At 37.6% G+C, this 16,166-nt stretch carries 20 protein-coding genes and 2 pseudogenes; 14 read left to right on the forward strand and 8 right to left on the reverse strand.

Annotated elements, in window-relative coordinates; all coding sequences use genetic code 11:
- The first annotated feature begins 105 nt into the window (after window positions 1-105).
- The 5 genes and pseudogenes from VL20_RS18825 (at window position 106) to VL20_RS18845 (ending at window position 5,006) form a co-directional block, all read left to right on the forward strand.
- Window positions 106-1,859: pseudogene (locus tag VL20_RS18825) on the forward strand (IS1634 family transposase).
- A 220-nt stretch (window positions 1,860-2,079) separates the two neighbouring features.
- Complete coding sequence (locus VL20_RS18830; protein WP_249265006.1) at window positions 2,080-2,463, forward strand: hypothetical protein; 384 nt, start codon at window positions 2,080-2,082, stop codon at window positions 2,461-2,463.
- A 246-nt stretch (window positions 2,464-2,709) separates the two neighbouring features.
- Window positions 2,710-3,090, forward strand: a pseudogene (locus VL20_RS18835) (glycogen/starch/alpha-glucan phosphorylase); the annotation flags it as partial.
- 415 nt (window positions 3,091-3,505) lie between these two features.
- On the forward strand, window positions 3,506-3,787 hold the full coding sequence (locus VL20_RS18840) for a hemolysin XhlA family protein (protein WP_002786273.1): 282 nt from the start codon (window positions 3,506-3,508) through the stop codon (window positions 3,785-3,787).
- A 175-nt stretch (window positions 3,788-3,962) separates the two neighbouring features.
- The gene (locus tag VL20_RS18845; protein WP_052277429.1) at window positions 3,963-5,006 is read left to right on the forward strand and encodes an IS630 family transposase; all 1,044 of its coding nucleotides are present in this window, start codon (window positions 3,963-3,965) and stop codon (window positions 5,004-5,006) included.
- 158 nt (window positions 5,007-5,164) lie between these two features.
- On the opposite strand, the gene VL20_RS18850 is transcribed toward VL20_RS18845, so the two are convergent.
- A complete protein-coding gene (locus VL20_RS18850; protein WP_239698044.1) occupies window positions 5,165-5,389 on the reverse strand; it encodes a type II toxin-antitoxin system RelE family toxin in 225 nt (74 codons plus the stop codon).
- Window positions 5,390-5,435: 46 nt separating this feature from the next.
- On the reverse strand, window positions 5,436-5,651 hold the full coding sequence (locus VL20_RS18855) for a hypothetical protein (RefSeq protein ID WP_002786275.1): 216 nt from the start codon (window positions 5,649-5,651) through the stop codon (window positions 5,436-5,438).
- Window positions 5,652-5,940: 289 nt separating this feature from the next.
- On the opposite strand from VL20_RS18855, the gene VL20_RS18860 reads away from it, so the two are divergent.
- Complete coding sequence (locus tag VL20_RS18860; protein ID WP_002751511.1) at window positions 5,941-6,288, forward strand: HVO_A0114 family putative DNA-binding protein; 348 nt, start codon at window positions 5,941-5,943, stop codon at window positions 6,286-6,288.
- 71 nt (window positions 6,289-6,359) lie between these two features.
- On the opposite strand, the gene VL20_RS18865 is transcribed toward VL20_RS18860, so the two are convergent.
- Window positions 6,360-6,782: a type II toxin-antitoxin system VapC family toxin gene (locus VL20_RS18865; protein ID WP_052277431.1), complete on the reverse strand. Its 423-nt coding sequence runs from the start codon at window positions 6,780-6,782 to the stop codon at window positions 6,360-6,362.
- The gene (locus VL20_RS18870) at window positions 6,769-7,029 is read right to left on the reverse strand and encodes a hypothetical protein (protein WP_002737535.1); all 261 of its coding nucleotides are present in this window, start codon (window positions 7,027-7,029) and stop codon (window positions 6,769-6,771) included. The genes VL20_RS18865 and VL20_RS18870 overlap by 14 nt, the downstream gene beginning before the upstream one ends.
- A 162-nt stretch (window positions 7,030-7,191) precedes the next feature.
- On the opposite strand from VL20_RS18870, the gene VL20_RS31845 reads away from it, so the two are divergent.
- The 5 genes from VL20_RS31845 (at window position 7,192) to VL20_RS18890 (ending at window position 8,933) form a co-directional block, all read left to right on the forward strand.
- A complete protein-coding gene (locus VL20_RS31845) occupies window positions 7,192-7,350 on the forward strand; it encodes a hypothetical protein (protein ID WP_167341555.1) in 159 nt (52 codons plus the stop codon).
- Between the two features lie 296 nt (window positions 7,351-7,646).
- Window positions 7,647-7,928, forward strand: a complete 282-nt coding sequence (locus VL20_RS18875) for a type II toxin-antitoxin system RelE/ParE family toxin (RefSeq protein WP_002740810.1) — start codon at window positions 7,647-7,649, stop codon at window positions 7,926-7,928.
- Between the two features lie 9 nt (window positions 7,929-7,937).
- The gene (locus VL20_RS18880) at window positions 7,938-8,252 is read left to right on the forward strand and encodes a HigA family addiction module antitoxin (protein ID WP_036399402.1); all 315 of its coding nucleotides are present in this window, start codon (window positions 7,938-7,940) and stop codon (window positions 8,250-8,252) included.
- Window positions 8,253-8,461: 209 nt separating this feature from the next.
- Window positions 8,462-8,674 (forward strand): hypothetical protein, encoded by a 213-nt coding sequence (locus tag VL20_RS18885; RefSeq protein WP_002786278.1) that lies wholly within the window; start codon window positions 8,462-8,464, stop codon window positions 8,672-8,674.
- The gene (locus VL20_RS18890; protein ID WP_052277432.1) at window positions 8,661-8,933 is read left to right on the forward strand and encodes a type II toxin-antitoxin system RelE family toxin; all 273 of its coding nucleotides are present in this window, start codon (window positions 8,661-8,663) and stop codon (window positions 8,931-8,933) included. Before VL20_RS18885 ends, VL20_RS18890 begins: the two co-directional genes overlap by 14 nt.
- An 84-nt stretch (window positions 8,934-9,017) precedes the next feature.
- Here VL20_RS18890 and VL20_RS18895 read toward each other — a convergent pair whose 3' ends face one another.
- Window positions 9,018-9,170 (reverse strand): hypothetical protein, encoded by a 153-nt coding sequence (locus tag VL20_RS18895; protein WP_284525859.1) that lies wholly within the window; start codon window positions 9,168-9,170, stop codon window positions 9,018-9,020.
- A gap of 168 nt (window positions 9,171-9,338) precedes the next feature.
- On the opposite strand from VL20_RS18895, the gene VL20_RS29475 reads away from it, so the two are divergent.
- Both VL20_RS29475 and VL20_RS29480 read left to right on the forward strand, forming a co-directional pair.
- Window positions 9,339-11,648 carry a DUF3110 domain-containing protein gene (locus VL20_RS29475; RefSeq protein ID WP_284525860.1) on the forward strand — a complete coding sequence of 770 codons (2,310 nt, stop codon included), beginning with the start codon at window positions 9,339-9,341 and terminating at the stop codon, window positions 11,646-11,648.
- Between the two features lie 145 nt (window positions 11,649-11,793).
- Entirely contained in the window at window positions 11,794-12,870 is a 1,077-nt protein-coding gene (locus VL20_RS29480; RefSeq protein WP_128575258.1) for a CHAT domain-containing protein, read from the forward strand.
- A 79-nt stretch (window positions 12,871-12,949) separates the two neighbouring features.
- Here the strand turns inward: VL20_RS29480 and VL20_RS18905 are convergent, their stop codons facing one another.
- On the reverse strand, window positions 12,950-13,360 hold the full coding sequence (locus VL20_RS18905) for a hypothetical protein (protein ID WP_052277433.1): 411 nt from the start codon (window positions 13,358-13,360) through the stop codon (window positions 12,950-12,952).
- Window positions 13,361-13,679: 319 nt separating this feature from the next.
- Here VL20_RS18905 and VL20_RS18910 point away from each other — a divergent pair, with 319 nt between their 5' ends.
- On the forward strand, window positions 13,680-14,609 hold the full coding sequence (locus tag VL20_RS18910) for a DUF1350 family protein (protein ID WP_052278514.1): 930 nt from the start codon (window positions 13,680-13,682) through the stop codon (window positions 14,607-14,609).
- Here VL20_RS18910 and VL20_RS18915 read toward each other — a convergent pair.
- Window positions 14,606-15,409: a nucleoside phosphorylase gene (locus VL20_RS18915; protein WP_052277434.1), complete on the reverse strand. Its 804-nt coding sequence runs from the start codon at window positions 15,407-15,409 to the stop codon at window positions 14,606-14,608. The two genes, VL20_RS18910 and VL20_RS18915, sit on opposite strands and share 4 nt — an antisense overlap.
- Window positions 15,410-15,520: 111 nt before the next feature.
- Window positions 15,521-16,165: an RloB family protein gene (locus VL20_RS18920; RefSeq protein WP_052277435.1), complete on the reverse strand. Its 645-nt coding sequence runs from the start codon at window positions 16,163-16,165 to the stop codon at window positions 15,521-15,523.
- Window position 16,166: the final 1 nt, after the last annotated feature.

The following is a 16,166-nucleotide window of genomic DNA, read 5'->3' on the forward strand; positions in this document are numbered from 1 at the left end:
CTTATCTGGTGAAGGTTTTCTCGGTGGCCGTTAGGGGGATATTGAGACCCCTAATTATGAAAAAATAGGAATTGTTGGAAAACTTAGGCAGTGGGCTGTTCGACCATGAATCAATCAACAGAAATTGAAGTCAAAAATCTAGACCATCTGGGATTAGTAGCCGGAATTATCGATGAAATAGGAATCGTTGAAATTATCAACGAACAAGTCTCAATTGAGCGAGGAGAAATTGTCACAGCGGGGCAAGTCGTGAAAGCAATTATCCTGAACGGATTGGGATTTGTCTCCCGGGCCTTGTATTTATTTCCTCAATTTTTTGAAGATAAAGCAACCGAACATCTGCTGGGAGAAGGCATCGAAGCAAAACACCTGAATGATGATAAAATTGGTCGAGTGATGGACAAACTTTATCAACTGGATGTTTCGGGGATTTTCCTACTCATTAGTTTAGCAGCCGTGAAAAAATTTGGTGTAGCAACCGAGAACTCCCATTTAGATTCGACTTCTCTAAGTAGTCATGCAAAATTAATTACCTGCCCGATCGAGCTAAAACCCTTACGGGGCAATGATCGTCATGTGTAAATAATTTTGCCTAGGTACTTATCAGTAGAAGGAGAATATAACAAGGAATACCCAACAGTAGAAATCCTGAAATCAGGAGCAGTGGGAGAAGAAATTGAAACCAGACAACAGCCAATAAAAATTACCCACGGATACTCCCGCGACCGACGACCTGACTTAAAACAATTTATGATTGACTTAATCGTAAGTGGGGATGGAGATGTACCTTTATTGCTGAAAGTAGGGGACGGAAATGAAGCAGACAAAGCGGTTTTTGGTCAAATCGCCCGAGAATTTCAAAAACAAGTTGACTTTGACAGTTTAATAGTCGGCGATAGCGCCCTCTATAGCAAAGAGAATTTAAAACTAATGAAAGAAATGCGTTGGTTGTCTCGAGTCCCCTTCAGCATTAAAGAGGCTCAAGAGTTAGTCGATAGCATCTCAGAAAAAGAGTTAACCGATGCAGAAATACCGGGTTATTCCTGGCGGGAAACAAGCTCTAACTATGGGGGAATAGAACAAAGATGGTTGCTAGTTGAAAGTCAAGCTAGACAAGAATCAGACTTGAAAAAATTAGAGAAAAAAATCGAGCAGGAAAAGAATTCTGCCCAAGAAAAAATCCGGCAACTATCCCGAAGAGAATTTGAGAATAGAGCGGTGGCGTTGGCGATAGCCAAAGGATTATCTGACTCCTTAAAATATCATCAGTTAACGGAGATTAAAGTCAATCTCATTCCGCCTGAGACGAGAGCAGTCAAAACTCAAATCAAAAGACGATTTACCCTCTCAAAGCTATCAAGTTCAAGCCGAATTAGAGTTGAATTTGCCAGCGATTGAGAGGCTAAAGAAACGAGCAGGACGATTCATTTTAGCAACTAACGATTTGGAGAAAAAACGATTAAGCAGTGAGGATATACTCAAAAAATATAAGGGGCAACAAGCTCCAGAAAGAGGATTTTCTTTTCTCAAAGACCCCGGCTTTTTTGCCCACAGTGTCTTTCTCAAATCTCCCCATAGAATCGAGGTCATGGCCCTGCTCACGTTGCTCGTGCCTGTTGGTTTATACTATTGGCCAAAGACAACTTCGCCTGAATTTAAAACAGCAGGAGACGGGACTGAAAAATCAGTTGGGTAAGTTAACTGACCGACCAACATTACGCTGGATATTTCAGAACTTTCAAGGGATTCATCTCCTACGTATTCAAGACAATCAAAAGATTAGCAACTTAACGGATGAGAGGCGCAACATTTTGAGATTTTTTCCCAAACCTTGCCAGGAATATTATCTCTTATCTTGACCAGATGGATTGACTTCCAGGGGTGACAAAACAAAGCGAGCAACTGGAACATCTCCCCCTAGATGTTAAGTCTGATTGCCTAGTCATTCTCAATAAGCACTGTTTATTGCGAATGACTGGGGGAACCCTGGAATTTTCGGCTTAGTTGCCGGCAGCTTGCCGCCAACTCACTCCTCTAGATAAGTATTTTGACTCAGGCATCTTCCTCTTTTGAGACGTTGTGACACTTAGGGTGCGGAATGTGGGTTGGTGTCAAGAAAATGGGCTGCGATTCTGTTTAGATAGCATTGTCTGGTCGCCGAAATTTTTATCCCTTGATATGTTGCCGCAAGTCCTCATCGATGAAGCTTTCCAGGATTGGCAGCAATTTTTGGCCAGTGAATGTGATCAAGATAATCGATGGCATCTAGAGACGGTGATTGCCGCTTTACAACGTCCTCGCCCCGATTCTGAAGAATTAATGACTTTGCAAGGGGATTTTATCGAGTTTACTAATGATATTGATCGCTCAAGAGGACAATCCCTAGCTTTAGCTTGTCCCCGACTTTATAATCGTCTCGTCGCTAACGGTTTTGACTTTAGCGATAAGTATCGCTTCTTTTAGCTTTTTTATTGGCTGAGATTTTTGTCTCTCAGCAATTCTAAATTTGCCCTGTAGCAAGGCTTTTGGGAGTTAGTTCGCATAATACGGGGTAAAATTCAATGGGATGGCGAATTTCATTTGACGAGTCTTCGGGCTTTTGACGTGATAGTACACCAAAAGTTGCTCCAAAAATCCCCCTTTAAAATGTTCTTTAAATCCCTAAAAGGCTTGCTGTGTCTAAAACTGAGAATTGCTGTTTGTCTCTACTTTGACTTGACAGCAGAAGCAGTTTATGCTAGGAAAGCACAGGGTTATGAACCGATGAGCTATTACAAAAATAATCGCGAATTGAAGGGAGTGATCGATCGAATCAAGAGTGGTTATTTTAGCCATGGTGACACGGAATTATTCAGGCCGATCGTTGATTCTCTCCTCTACGATGACCAGTATATGCTTTTAGCTGATTATCAATCCTACGCTGATTGTCAGGAACAGGTAAGTGAAGCTTATCGCGATCGGGACAAGTGGACGCGGATGTCGATTCTCAACTCGGTTCGTATGGCCAAATTCTCTAGCGATCGCACAATCTGGGAATATTGTCAAGAGATTTGGAAAGTTAATCCGGTCAAGATTAGTTTAGAGGATTAAAAAACTCGGTCAAGTTCGGGTTTAGTCTTTGACTAGCCCGAATTTTGGAACCGTAGCCCCAAAAATGCTTGGTGAAAACGATAAAATTTAAGTAGTTAGGTGTTAAAAACTATCAGTTTCCCCCCTTATCAAGGGGGGACTAAGGGGGGATCGGCACCCCCCTTATCAAGGGGGGATTAAGGGGGGATCGAACCCAAAATCTATCTTCAATTTAATTCTAACCAGCTACTTATTATTCTTTGCTATCCAAAAACTGGCTCAACAATTTTGAGTTTTAGGGTGAATGATGCGGGGAGCTTTTTGATTAAGTACCTAGGCAAAATTATTTACACATGACGATCATTGCCCCGTAAGGGTTTTAGCTCGATCGGGCAGGTAATTAATTTTGCATGACTACTTATGAGGAAAAATACAAATGTCAGTAATAATTGAACAAAACCTAGGGGAAATTTTAGCCCAAATTAATCACAAATTAGAGAATTTACAAAAAGATGTTACAGACATCAAAATTGAGTTAACAGAAGCTAAGGGGGAAAGACAGGTATTAAAGGTAGAAATCGATAACCTGAAGCAAGATGTTAATGCGATTAAAAGTTCACAACAGGCTCAGATTTGGACATTGATCGGTATTTTAATTACGGCGGTAGGAGGGTTTTTAGTGGCAGTGGGTAGGTTTGTTATTTCGGGTAATCCTTAATTGCAATACCGTCTAAACTATGATTGAGAATGCTTGAATGATCGACTATGATTAGATTGTCTTTGACAATCATGGGTGTTTATTATACTTTGCACGGCTACAACTTGTATTTTTTACTCAAGGACAATAATATAGTTTAAGAGTCATAATTAGAAGCAAAGCACTCATTAAAAACATGATTAACCTAGAATTCACGGAAGAAGAAAAGAACTCACTGTATTATGAAAGATTTCATCATCCCCATCCCCGGGTTCAACTGAAGATGGAAGTTCTCTGGTTAAAAAGCCAAAAGATACCGCACCAAAAAATTTGTCAGTTAGCAGGAATCTCGCCAAATACCTTATTAACCTATCTTCGAGATTATCAAGAGGGCGGAATAGAAAAATTAAAAGAAATCAACTTCTATCGCCCTAAAAGTGAATTAGAGTCTCAAAAAGAAACCCTCAAAAAATACTTCGAGAAAAATCCACCAGCCACAATAAATGAAGCTGTATATAGGATAGAAGAATTGACGGGAATAAAACGAAGTCCTACCCAAGTGAGAAAATTTTTAAAATCAATGGGAATGAAATGTTTAAAAGTAGGTTCTCTTCCTTCTAAAGCTGACCCAGATGAACAAGAAGAATACAAAGAAAAAAAGCTAGAACCCAGACTAAATGAGGCTAAAGAAGGAAAAAGGGCTGTTTTTTTTGTTGATGCCGCTCACTTCGTCATGGGAGCATTTCTCGGTTTTGTTTGGTGTTTTGAGAGACTTTTTGTTAAGTCACCGAGCGGGCGTAAACGCTTCAATGTTTTAGGAGCATTAAATGCAATAAATCATGAAGTTATTCTGGTAACATATGACAATTATATTACGGCAACTCAAGTCTGTGAACTCCGGTCAAAAATAGCTGCTTTAGGACTAATGATTCCCATCACTCTCGTCTTAGATAATGCCCGCTATCAAAAATGTAAAATTGTTGAAGAATTAGCTCTTTCTTTGTCAATAGAACTGCTCTATATGCCGTCTTATTCACCTAATCTAAATTTAATTGAAAGGCTGTGGAAATTGGTCAAAAAGAAATGTTTATATGGTAAATATTATGAAAACTTTTCTGACTTTTCTTCAGCCATTTATGAATGTTTGAATGATGCCCATTTGAAACATAAAAAAGAACTGGATTCCTTGCTGACTCTACGATTTCAGAAGTTTAATAAATCTCAGATTATGAACTTCTAAAGTATATATTATACGGTCGCTCTCTCAAAAAAAATCACAGTTCATCACATAATCACATCAATCACAGTACAGACGATGAATGAACAACGCGCCCAAGCTTATGTTAATTTAATTGAACAGTTGCTTGCTTGTACTGATGATGAGGAACCCAATTAAAATTAGGGAAAATAGCGATAAAAATCCCGTCGATGTAGAACACGCATCATTTCTACCTTATTTCCTTGTACTTCTATTCCGATACGATAGTCACCAACACGAATACGATAACGATTAGGATAACCCTTCATCGCCTTAATATTACTTAAAACCTCCAAATTGATAGCTAAGGGGAGTCTTTCAAAAGCAATATCGACGATTTGATCATATATAGGTTGTTTTTTCAACTTCTTTAAATCTTTTAAAAATAATTGGCGATACTCAACTTCCAAATTATTCCTCCAGATATTGTAATGCTGTTTGACGGTCTAATAAAGGGGTTGACATCGCTTCATCCATTGCTTGACTTAGACAATAATCTTCTAATCTATCCGATAACTCATCTAAGGCAATTTCCGCTTCAGGAAAGATTTGTTTCCACACTTTAATAGGGATAACAACCCCTGTTAGTTCACCATTTGTATCTCTCAGGTACTCAATTTCTAACATTTAACGCTTCGGATTATCATTAGTTTTATATCTCCCGGCATTTTGTGGGAAACTATACAATAATATACCAAATAATAACAAGTAGCGCCATAAATTCTGATGTATAATGACTTTTAAGGGTAGTTTGGGGTTGAAGGGTACGGTTATGGATGAAGCCAAATTACAAACTTATGTTAATTTAATTGAACAGGCGATCACCGTCATTTCGATGGTGTGGAGTCTCTTTATGCTTTCTCTTCGCCAGACCAATTGATGGCCGACTTCAACTCTGACATTTTGAGGTGAAATTATGAACACGGTCGTTCTTGAAGTTCGCTCCTTGACTGACACCCTTGCCGATGCCGTTCAAGCGATGAAAACGGGTCGAGCAGAAAAAGAAGTTCGTATCAGTTTTGCTACCCCCGAACTTCTCTGGAAAGTTCTGACTGCCAAGCGGTGGGAACTCCTCAAAGCTATGTGCGGTGCTGGCCCCATTTCTATCCGTGAGGCGGCGAGGCGAGTACATCGGGATGTTAAAGCAGTACATGGAGATATTACGGCACTTTTAAATGTCGGTATTCTGAGTCGTGTAGCAGATGGGAGTGTAGAGTTCCCGTTTGAAGCGATCAAGGTTGAATTCATGTTGCAAGCCGTTTGATCGCCAGATTAGCAGCGATCGCCAATAAAGAGGATACCTGAAGCAAAAGTATTATCATTCTCTCGAAATTATTAAGGATATCCTAAGAATAGATTTTGAAAAGTATGGGTATCCTGCCAGCGATAGATTGAAAAATCGCGGCGATCTGACGTTAAAATTTTCCCATGCCCTAAGTTTTCAGCTAATACTACTAATGAAGCATCAGCTAGATCCATTGGTATATCTTCATAACGTTTCATAAGTTGTTGCATTCGTCTAACATGATTTGATTGTAACTCAAATACTTCAAAACCACCTGCTAAGAAATTTTGGATAAATAGCAATTGAGCATGATTACCGAGACAAGTTAGCAAAAGGTAACAAGTTTCGGTGACAACACACCAGGTTGTTATTAGGGGTTCTCGCAATCTTTGAATTACAAGCTGTGCTTGCTGATGATGATTATCTTGCTCATTGGCGAGAGCCAACCAGAAGCCTGTATCAACTATAATCATGTTTGGCTGACCATTCTTCCTTCAGAATAGTTTTATAATTAGTAGAAAGATCGGGCGAACCTTGTCCACACCCAATAAAACCGCTTTCTTTCAGCACTTTAAGGGGATCTGAGTTACGCGGGTGTAGTTTGGTATATTGTTGCTCAATAACTTGATTGAGCAGGGTAGTGATATCCTGATCGCTATGTTGTTGGATGTAGGCGAGTTTTTCCCTTTGTTCTTGGCTAAGATGAATGGTGATGTCCATAGTCTTTCTCCTTAATAATGTCTAAACTATGATTAGAATGATTGAATGATAAACTATGATTAGGTTATCTTTGACAATCATGAGTGTTTATTATATTATACGGTCGCTCTCTCAAAAAAAATCACAGTCCATCACATAATCACATCAATCACAGTACAGACAATGAACGAACAACGCGCCCAAGCTTATGTTAATTTAATAGAACAGTTGCTCGCTTGTACTAATGATGAGGAACTCAATAATATTCTGCAAGCAAATCAGGAATTTATTGATCCCGATTTTTTGCAGGTGATGGAAAACTATGCAACAGGGTTAAAATAATAAGGATACAATAACCATGCAGATTTATTTAACACAAAACTTTGGGCAATATCTCAACCCTCAAGCGAGAAATATAGAAGAATATGAGGTGTTTTTAACTGTTGGGGACATTGACAACAGGCTAAGGTGTTGTTAGTATGTCCAACATGAAGGCTACCGCGATCATTTGTCGTCGCGTCATCTTGGCCCCAGACGCATTCGCAGAAGTCACTGTCTGGCCTGTTCCCCAACCAGTTCTGCCATTGGAGCATCCTTACGTTATATACTTAAAAGTAGGATAAGAAATTGTTTAGAGAGTGATCCAAAACTTTAAAGATAAAGAAGCTCAAAAAGTTTTTGAACGTAAACATTCGCGTAAATTGCCATTAGATATCCAACAAGTGGCATTGCGAAAATTGCGGATGCTTAATCGTGCGGAAACCCTGCAAGATCTTCGTGTCCCACCAGCAAATCGATTGGAACGTCTGGTTGGTGACAGGGAAGGTCAATATAGCATTCGGGTTAACGATCAATGGCGAATTTGCTTTGTCTGGCAAAACGGTGATGCTCTAGACGTAGAAATCGTTGATTATCATTGAGGTAAAATAATGAATGAAGATAAACTAATGCCAATTCATCCCGGTGAGGTTCTTTTAGAGGAATTTATCAAGCCAATGAACCTTAGTCAGAATCAAATAGCTCTGGCTCTTGGAGTTCCCGAACAATGTATTAACGAAATCGTTCACGGAAAGCAGCCTATCACAGCGGATATAGCTCTTCGGTTAGCTCGTTATTTTGATATGTCACCGCGATTTTGGCTGGGATTACAAATGGATTACGATCTGGACGTTGTTGAAGATGAAATAGGAGATCAATTGGACAAAGAAGTTGCTGTAATGACAGTTATTTGTGCAGAAAAGTAATTTGTTTGATATGTTCTAAGGCAGAAACTTGGAATATATCAAACAAATTTGGCAGCAATCGCCCTTGACAATCACGAATATTCATTGTATCCAATTATATTATATGGTGATTCTCTAGAAAAAATCACAGTCCATCACATAATCACAAAAATCATAGTTAAGACAATGATGGTTTTCTGAAAACACAAATAACCTTGACGGAGGAATCAATGCTAGAAATCAGCAAAAACTATGTATTAGACAACAATCAAAAAACGATTGCCGTTCAGATTCCCATTGCTGAATTTGAAAAAATCGAAGAAATTCTTGAAGATTATGGACTTGCAAAATTGATTGAAGAAGTTGAAAATGATCCAACTCTTTCCAAAGAAGAAGCCTTAAAATACCTAGCATCAATCAACAATAACAATGTGGAAAGTTGAATATACAAAAAGATTTTTAAAAGAATTAGCTTCTTTACCTCAAGATATACAATCTAGTATTAGATTAATTGTTTTTCAGGAATTAGAAGTTGATAATCCTTATGAATTAGGGTATTTAAAGAAAATGAAAGGCTACAAAGATAAGTACAAAATTAGAATAGGAGATTATAGGGTTGGCTTAACCCTTGACAAAAAAAATCAAAAGATTATCTGTCAAAGAGTTGCCCATCGTCGAGAAATTTACAAAACCTTTCCTTAAGCAGTTCAGTATTTTTTGTCATAATTAGTAGAAAGATCGGGCGCACCTTGTCCACACCCAATAAAACCGCTTTCTTTCAGCACTTTAAGTAAGGGGATCTGAGTTACGCGGGTGTAGTTTGGTATATTGTTGCTCAATAACTTGATTGAGCAGGGTAGTGATATCCTGATTGCTATGTTGTTGGATGTAGGCGAGTTTTTCCCTTTGTTCTTGGCTAAGATGAATGGTGATGTCCATAGTCTTTCTCCTTAATAATGTCTAAACTATGATTAGAATGATTGAATGATAGACTATGATTAGGTTATCTTTGACAATCATGAGTGTTTATTATATTATATTATACGGTTGGTATATCGAAAAAAAATCACAGTCCATCACATAATCACATCAATCACAGTACAGACAATGAATGAACAACGCGCCCAGGCTTATGTTAATTTAATAGAACAGTTGCTCACTTCTACTGATGATGAGGAACTCAATAATATTCTGCGAGCTAATCAGGAATTGATTGACCCCCAATTCTTGCAGGAGATGGAAAACTATGCAACAGGGTTAGAAGAACAAGGCAATAATAATCATGCTGCTTTGTTACGCGATATAGCGCAATGGTTGGGGCAATTTCTCACCCCTCAACCTCAAGTTTATGTTCTTCTCTACAACGCAGGAACAGACAATGAGGGAATTCATACAATAAGTCATCAAGGAAGACATACTATATTAATGTTTAAATCTTCATCAGATGCAACTAATTTTGCACGACAATTAAGAGAACATAATTTTCCTGTACCTAGCGTTGAAAGTATATTAATCCAAGAAATTATTGCTTTTTGTGAGGAAGTGGGTTATGACTGGGAAGTTGTGCCAGAGGGAGCAAATAAAATTCCGCCAGTTGAAAGCAGAGAATCTGGAAATGCACATCAAGAATATTTAAATTTTTTGATGAAGGCATTAAACAAGGTTTATGAAAACCCTGATCCCAAGTATATTTATCCTTTTTTTGAACATAATCTTGATAAATTAGATGAAAATTTAATAATTATTCTAGATAATTGGGTAAAAAATCAATTAGCATCCGTTGAAACAGAGCAGGTTATATATATCGCTGGTAATCTCTGTAATTTTAGTACCTTGATCCAACAATTCCCTCTAGGTAATATTGCCACTAATTTAGAAATTGCGATCGCAGGTTATCAAGTTGTTTTAACTGGGTTTAATTTTGATGATTTTCCTGAAATTTGGGCAGATACGCAAGATAATCTTGGTAGTGCTTACCAAAACAGAATCAGAGGAGATATAGCGGAGAATTTAGAACTATCAATCGCTGCTTATACTGAAGCATTGAAAGTGAGATCTTTCGATAATTTTCCTAAAGATTGGGCAGATACACAAAATAACCTAGCTAATACCTATACTAAAAGAATTAGAGGAGATAAAGCCGAGAATTTAGAACTTGCGATTGCTGCTTATAATGAAGCATTAAAAGCCAGAACTTTTGAAAAATTCCCTCAAGATTGGGCGATGACTCAACATAATTTAGCTATGGCTTATGGGAAGAGAATTAAAGGTAATAAAGCTGACAATTTAGAACTGGAGATTACGGCTTGTAACGAAGCATTGAAAGTAAGAACTATTGACAAAATTCCTCAAGATTGGGCAAATACAAAAAACACTCTAGCTAATGCTTATGCGAATAGAATTAAAGGTGATAAAGCTGAGAATTTAGAACTAGCGATCAAATTTTTCAACGAAGTATTGCAAGTGAGAACTTATGATAAATTTCCCTGGGGTTGGGCTGGTACACGATGTGATCTAGCCAGTGCTTATGCGGATAGAATTAGAGGAGATAAAGAAGAAAATTTTGAGAAGTCTATCAATTTTATTCAAGAAGCTCTAAGAGTTTATAATCGTGATGCTTTTCCTTATGAATGGGCATTAACACAAAATCATTTAGGGACTGTTTATGGTGATCGCATTAGAGGGGAAAGGGCAGATAATCTAGAGTTAGCTATTGCAGCTTATAACCTATCATTAGAAATATATACTCCGACGGCTTTTCCTATAAACTGTTTAAGAACAGGACGAAACTTAGGAAATACTGCTAACTTTATCGAAGACTGGGAAACCGCCATCAAAGGCTACAACTTAGCCATCGAAGCAGTAGAAAATACCCGACTCGAAGCCTTAAACCCCCAACGACAACAAGAAATTCTCTCCGATGCAATGGATGTTTATCATGGCATAGTTCAATCCTATCTCAACCTCAATCAACCAGATCGCGCCTTAGAATACGTTGAACGCAGCAAAACCCGCTATCTAGTCCAATTGCTTACCGATCGAGATATCTATCCTAAAGGTAATATCCCCCAAACTATTATTACGGAATTAGATCGCCTCCGTCGTGCCATTATTGGGGAAGAACAACAGTTAGCCATCCAAGAACAAACCCGCAATCGGGGAGAAATTTTAACCCTAGATCAACAAAGACAACCCATCTTAAATGACTATACTCACCTCAATCAGTTAAAACAAGAATTAAATCAACTCATTGACCGTGAAATAACTCCCATAGACCCCACTTTTAGCTTAACTCAAAAGGTTGAAAGCATTCCTCTAAGTGAGATTCAATCCTTAATTGATCAAGATACTGCTATTTTAGAATGGTATATTGCAGGGATAGTATTATGGCGTTTATTGTTACTAATGAGGGTTTGATCCCCCCTAACCACCCTTCAAAAGGTTTGATCCCCCCTAACCCCCCTTTAAAAGGTTTGATCCCCCCTAACCCCCCTTCAAAAGGGGGGATTTTGAGGTAAAAGGGGTTAAAGTTTGGCAATCTTCAGCAGAAGATCGAGGAAAATTGATTGATTTTATTAAAAATTATCGTGATGCTTATGAAAATAATAAAACCGAGTGGATCAATAATCTTAATGATTGTTTAAATCAACTCTCAGAAATTCTCCCCATTGATGAACTTTTAGAACTGATTCCTAAATCCTGCTCTCGTCTCATCCTAATTCCCCATTGGTTTTTACATATTATTCCCCTTCATTGTTTACCCCTAAAAAATGGACAATTTCTCTATCAACGCTTTTATAATGGTGTGGGATACGTTCCCAGTTGCCAACTTTTAAAACTGGTAAAATTATCACAGAGAGAAAACTTTACTCGTCTTTTTGCTATTAAAAATCCCACCAGAAAAGACCTAAAACCTCTCTTAGGAGCAAATCTAGAAATCGAGAGAATTAGTAAAGGATTTGCTACTGAAAAAACCATTATTATTGGGGAATTAGAAGCATCAGAACAAACCCTAGAAAACCGTTGTCAAGAATTACAAGAATCTCATTGTATTCATTTTTCCTGTCATGGTAAATTTAATAATGAATCCCCTAGAGATTCCGCTTTAATGTTGGCAGATCCAGACGGTAACTTAGGAGAATTAGCTAACCTAACCCTAGCAGAAGTATTTGAAAAATTTGACTTAAGAGAATGTCGTTTAGTCACTTTTTCTGCTTGTGAAAGTGGTATAATCGAAAGTAAAGCTGATAGTATTAGTGATGAATATGTCGGTTTACCCAGTAGTTTTCTATTTGCAGGTAGTTCTAGTGTTGTTAGCACCCTTTGGACAGTAGATCCCCTAGCAACTACGTTATTTATGACTAAATTTTATCACGATCTTAAACGAATTTCTATCCGAGATGAAGGAAGTATCGCTATTGTTTTAAATCATACTCAAACTTGGTTAATAACATTGAACAGTAAAAAATTAGCCAGAATTAAAAATAGTCAAAAATTCCAACAATTACTCGATCGAGTTTTTGAGAATAAACGGGATAGAAGAAAATTCCAAGACTTATTAGAAGCTGCGGTTAAACGTGAACCCTATCCCTTTGCTAATCCCTATTATTGGACTGCATTTATCGCTACAGGGATTTAATCTATTGTTCCTTGAGAATACAATTAAGTTGAGGTATTTCCCCCCCTTTTTAAGGTGCGTTGGGGGGGATAACCTTGATTTAAGAATCGGAAGAAGTTTGACAAAATTTATCCATTCCTTCCTCTGAAATATAAATAGCAACTGGAGTCGATAAAAGTCCTGCTACTCCAGGCGGACACATAAAACATCCTGCTATAATATCTGTTAAAGGGGTAATAAGTGCGGGTAAATATTTTTCTCGCAAAGTTTCATACTTCGGTTGACAAATAGAATCACGACATTTATTAAGAATAATAACAAACCAACGAAAATCAGCATTATCTTCTACCCCTTCAATCCCGTTACGAGTGGCAATAGACTCAGCAGCATCTGCTAAATCTCCCTCCCATTCCTCAATAACATCAAGTGCAATTAAAGCGTTCTCATTGTCCGCAAATTCAATACGGTACTGAGCAATTTTTTCCGGTGTTAACTGCGTTGCGTCTGACATAATACCATCCTTAAAGCTAAAACCAATTTTTTCCCATTATCTCACCTTATAATCGTCTCGTCGCTAAAGTTTTTGACTTTACCGATGGCAAGTTAATCCGGTCAAGATTAGCTTAGAAGACTAAGAAGAAGCGAATTTTTGGGGGTGATAATTTACTTTTGTCAAAAATTATTACATATTCGCAACAAAATAAACTTTTTTGAGCAAATTAATATACCATACTTAGACAAGGCGATCGATTATTTTGGCCGCCGAGATTTTTAATCATTATAAGATTGTTTCCCTAATCGCCAAATTAACAATTACATACCGAAAAACAATGACAGCAGAATTTAAGTTTATTCCCCTGCAATTTCACTGGGTTGCTATCAATCCTAAACCGATTGGGGTTGTCTATTTTATCGGTGGTGCTTTCTTCGGCACTTTTCCCAATCTGTTCTATCGTTATCTACTCAAACAAGTCTTTGAGCGGGGCTATACTATTATTGCTATTCCCTATCGTTTTACTTTTCGCCATTGGAATGTTTCCATAGAAATGGTCAAAGATTTGATTGGATTGAGAAAGGCTATTTATGAAGAAGCTAAGTTTTTAGGCTATGAAGATAACCTTGATTTGTATTTAGAGGATCCGACTGCTGGTAATCCTAATTATTTTTGGATGGGCCATAGTTTAGGGTGTAAATATATCTCCCTTTTAGAAGTTTTAAGTGATGTGGAAAACACAGAACTAGAACAGGTTTTGAGGGGTTGTGTCGGCAAAAATCAAGCCGAAGATATCCAAAAATCGCTGAATAATACCGATATCCATGCCGTATCTCTGAAAAATCAACCCTCACTTTTACTGGCTCCTGTAATTGCCGGCATAGATAGCGCAATTCCCATAGCTGCCCTAGCTAAATTAGTGCAGAGTTTGGGTTTAGATGTACAGCCAAATGTGCAGGAAACCCGTTGTTTAATTAGCAATAGTAACCTATTTCGACTCTTGGAAATTATCGCATTTGCTAAGGATCTACAGGCTAAAGATACGGTAGCCTGGTTCATTAAAGAACTAAGTCAACAACTCTTAAAACCAGTAGTTCCCTTAGCCAATCGCGGCCATCTAGCACCCCTTGGCTGGCGCAATGGCGACCAAGAATTAGCCGATAATGTGATTAAATCAATTCAGGAATTACGCGCTAAACTCATCTCCTGTTATCCCCAAAGTCAGGAAAAAGAGGAAGTCTTAATGAAAATGATTTCTGAACATTAATCAATTGAGGATAGGGAGAGGTTACTAACAGTCAATATTGCCACCTGAATCGCTTTTTTTATGGCTTGTTGTTTGCTTTCTAAACTAATCCCTTCCTCTTTGCTTCTTTCGGCAATCACAGCACAAATACAAGCGGCAGTAAATCCATAAACCCCCGCCATTTTCAATAAAGTTCCCGCTTCCATTTCATAATTGAGAATATTTAAACGTCGATATTCTTCCGTAATTCCCTCTAAATGACGCTGAAGATAAGGATTAGCAGAAGACACAATTCTTTCCTGTCCTTCATAAAAACTATCCACAGAAGCGGTAATACCGACATGATAATTTACTCCCAAAAATTGAGCCGATTTGACTAGAGCAACTGTCAAAAAAGGATCCGCCACTGCGGGATATTCCGGAGGAGCAATATCATTAGCTGCACCTTGCCTACATAAAGCCGCTTGCGAGATAATAATATCACCAATTTTTATTCTATTTTGAATTGCGCCACAAGTACCGATACGAATAATAGTTTTAATTCCCACCTGTATTAATTCATTAACCACAATACTCAAAGATGGCGCACCCATGCCACTGGTAGCCAGAAGAATTGGGGTAGAATTATCTAGGTAGCCAAGATAACTATTTAATCCGCGATAATCCGATAGTAAACGTGCATTTTGTAAATAAGTTTCAGCAATATAGCGCGAGCGTTCTGGTTCCCCCGATAATAGGGTGATAGTCGGTTTTGCCGTGCCTAAATCCTCACTGCTAAAGTTGAGATGATAGGGTTTTTGGTGAGATAAGTTATTGGACATTTAAATCAAATTAAGAGCAGTTACTTTGGTTAAATAGGCTTTTAGTTATTATAACAACTTTAGGTTTTAATTAAAATTAAATATTTAATTATTGACAAAAGAGAATCAAGCTTAAGGACGACTATTGATGTTAAGTTCTTGCACTAATTCCTGTACTGTGGTTGAGGGATTGGCATCAAAAGGATGTTTTTTGGCTTCATCTCTATCTTGAATAAGTTTTGCTGCATTAGTGATTGCTGTTGTCTGGTATGGCTTTAATTTTTCGTACATATCCTCTCGATTTTTTGCATATTGTTCTTTTTCGTTTAATAATTTACACTTTTTCATCTGAGTATTTAAAATTTTTGGGTATTCACTTCGGGATGTGGCAATATCCAGATATTGAAAGTGTAAAATAAACCAAATTTCAAAAGCTTCATTAGAATAGGCAATCTTGACATTATTTTCTTTAGCCAGTCTTTCTGCTTGATTAAATTGCTCTTTAGAACAGTTATCTTTATCAAAAACACACCAGATTTGATCAAATGAGTCATCTTTTTTTAGATTATCTATAATCTGAATAGCTTTGTTGACTAAACTCAAGCTATTTTTACCTTCACCTCGCACCGTAACTTCAATTGTCTTAGGAACATCAAAAGCCTTAAAATAGTTAACTTCAGTTTTTTCTCCCTCGCAAACAATTAAAAATCTTTTTCTTGTTTCTCTAGTCTTAGTTTGGCGACGCAAATAATCAGAAGTATTCCTGTTGTTACTCATA

The sequence above is a fragment of the Microcystis panniformis FACHB-1757 genome, assembly GCF_001264245.1.
In the GTDB taxonomy this organism is placed as follows: domain Bacteria; phylum Cyanobacteriota; class Cyanobacteriia; order Cyanobacteriales; family Microcystaceae; genus Microcystis; species Microcystis panniformis.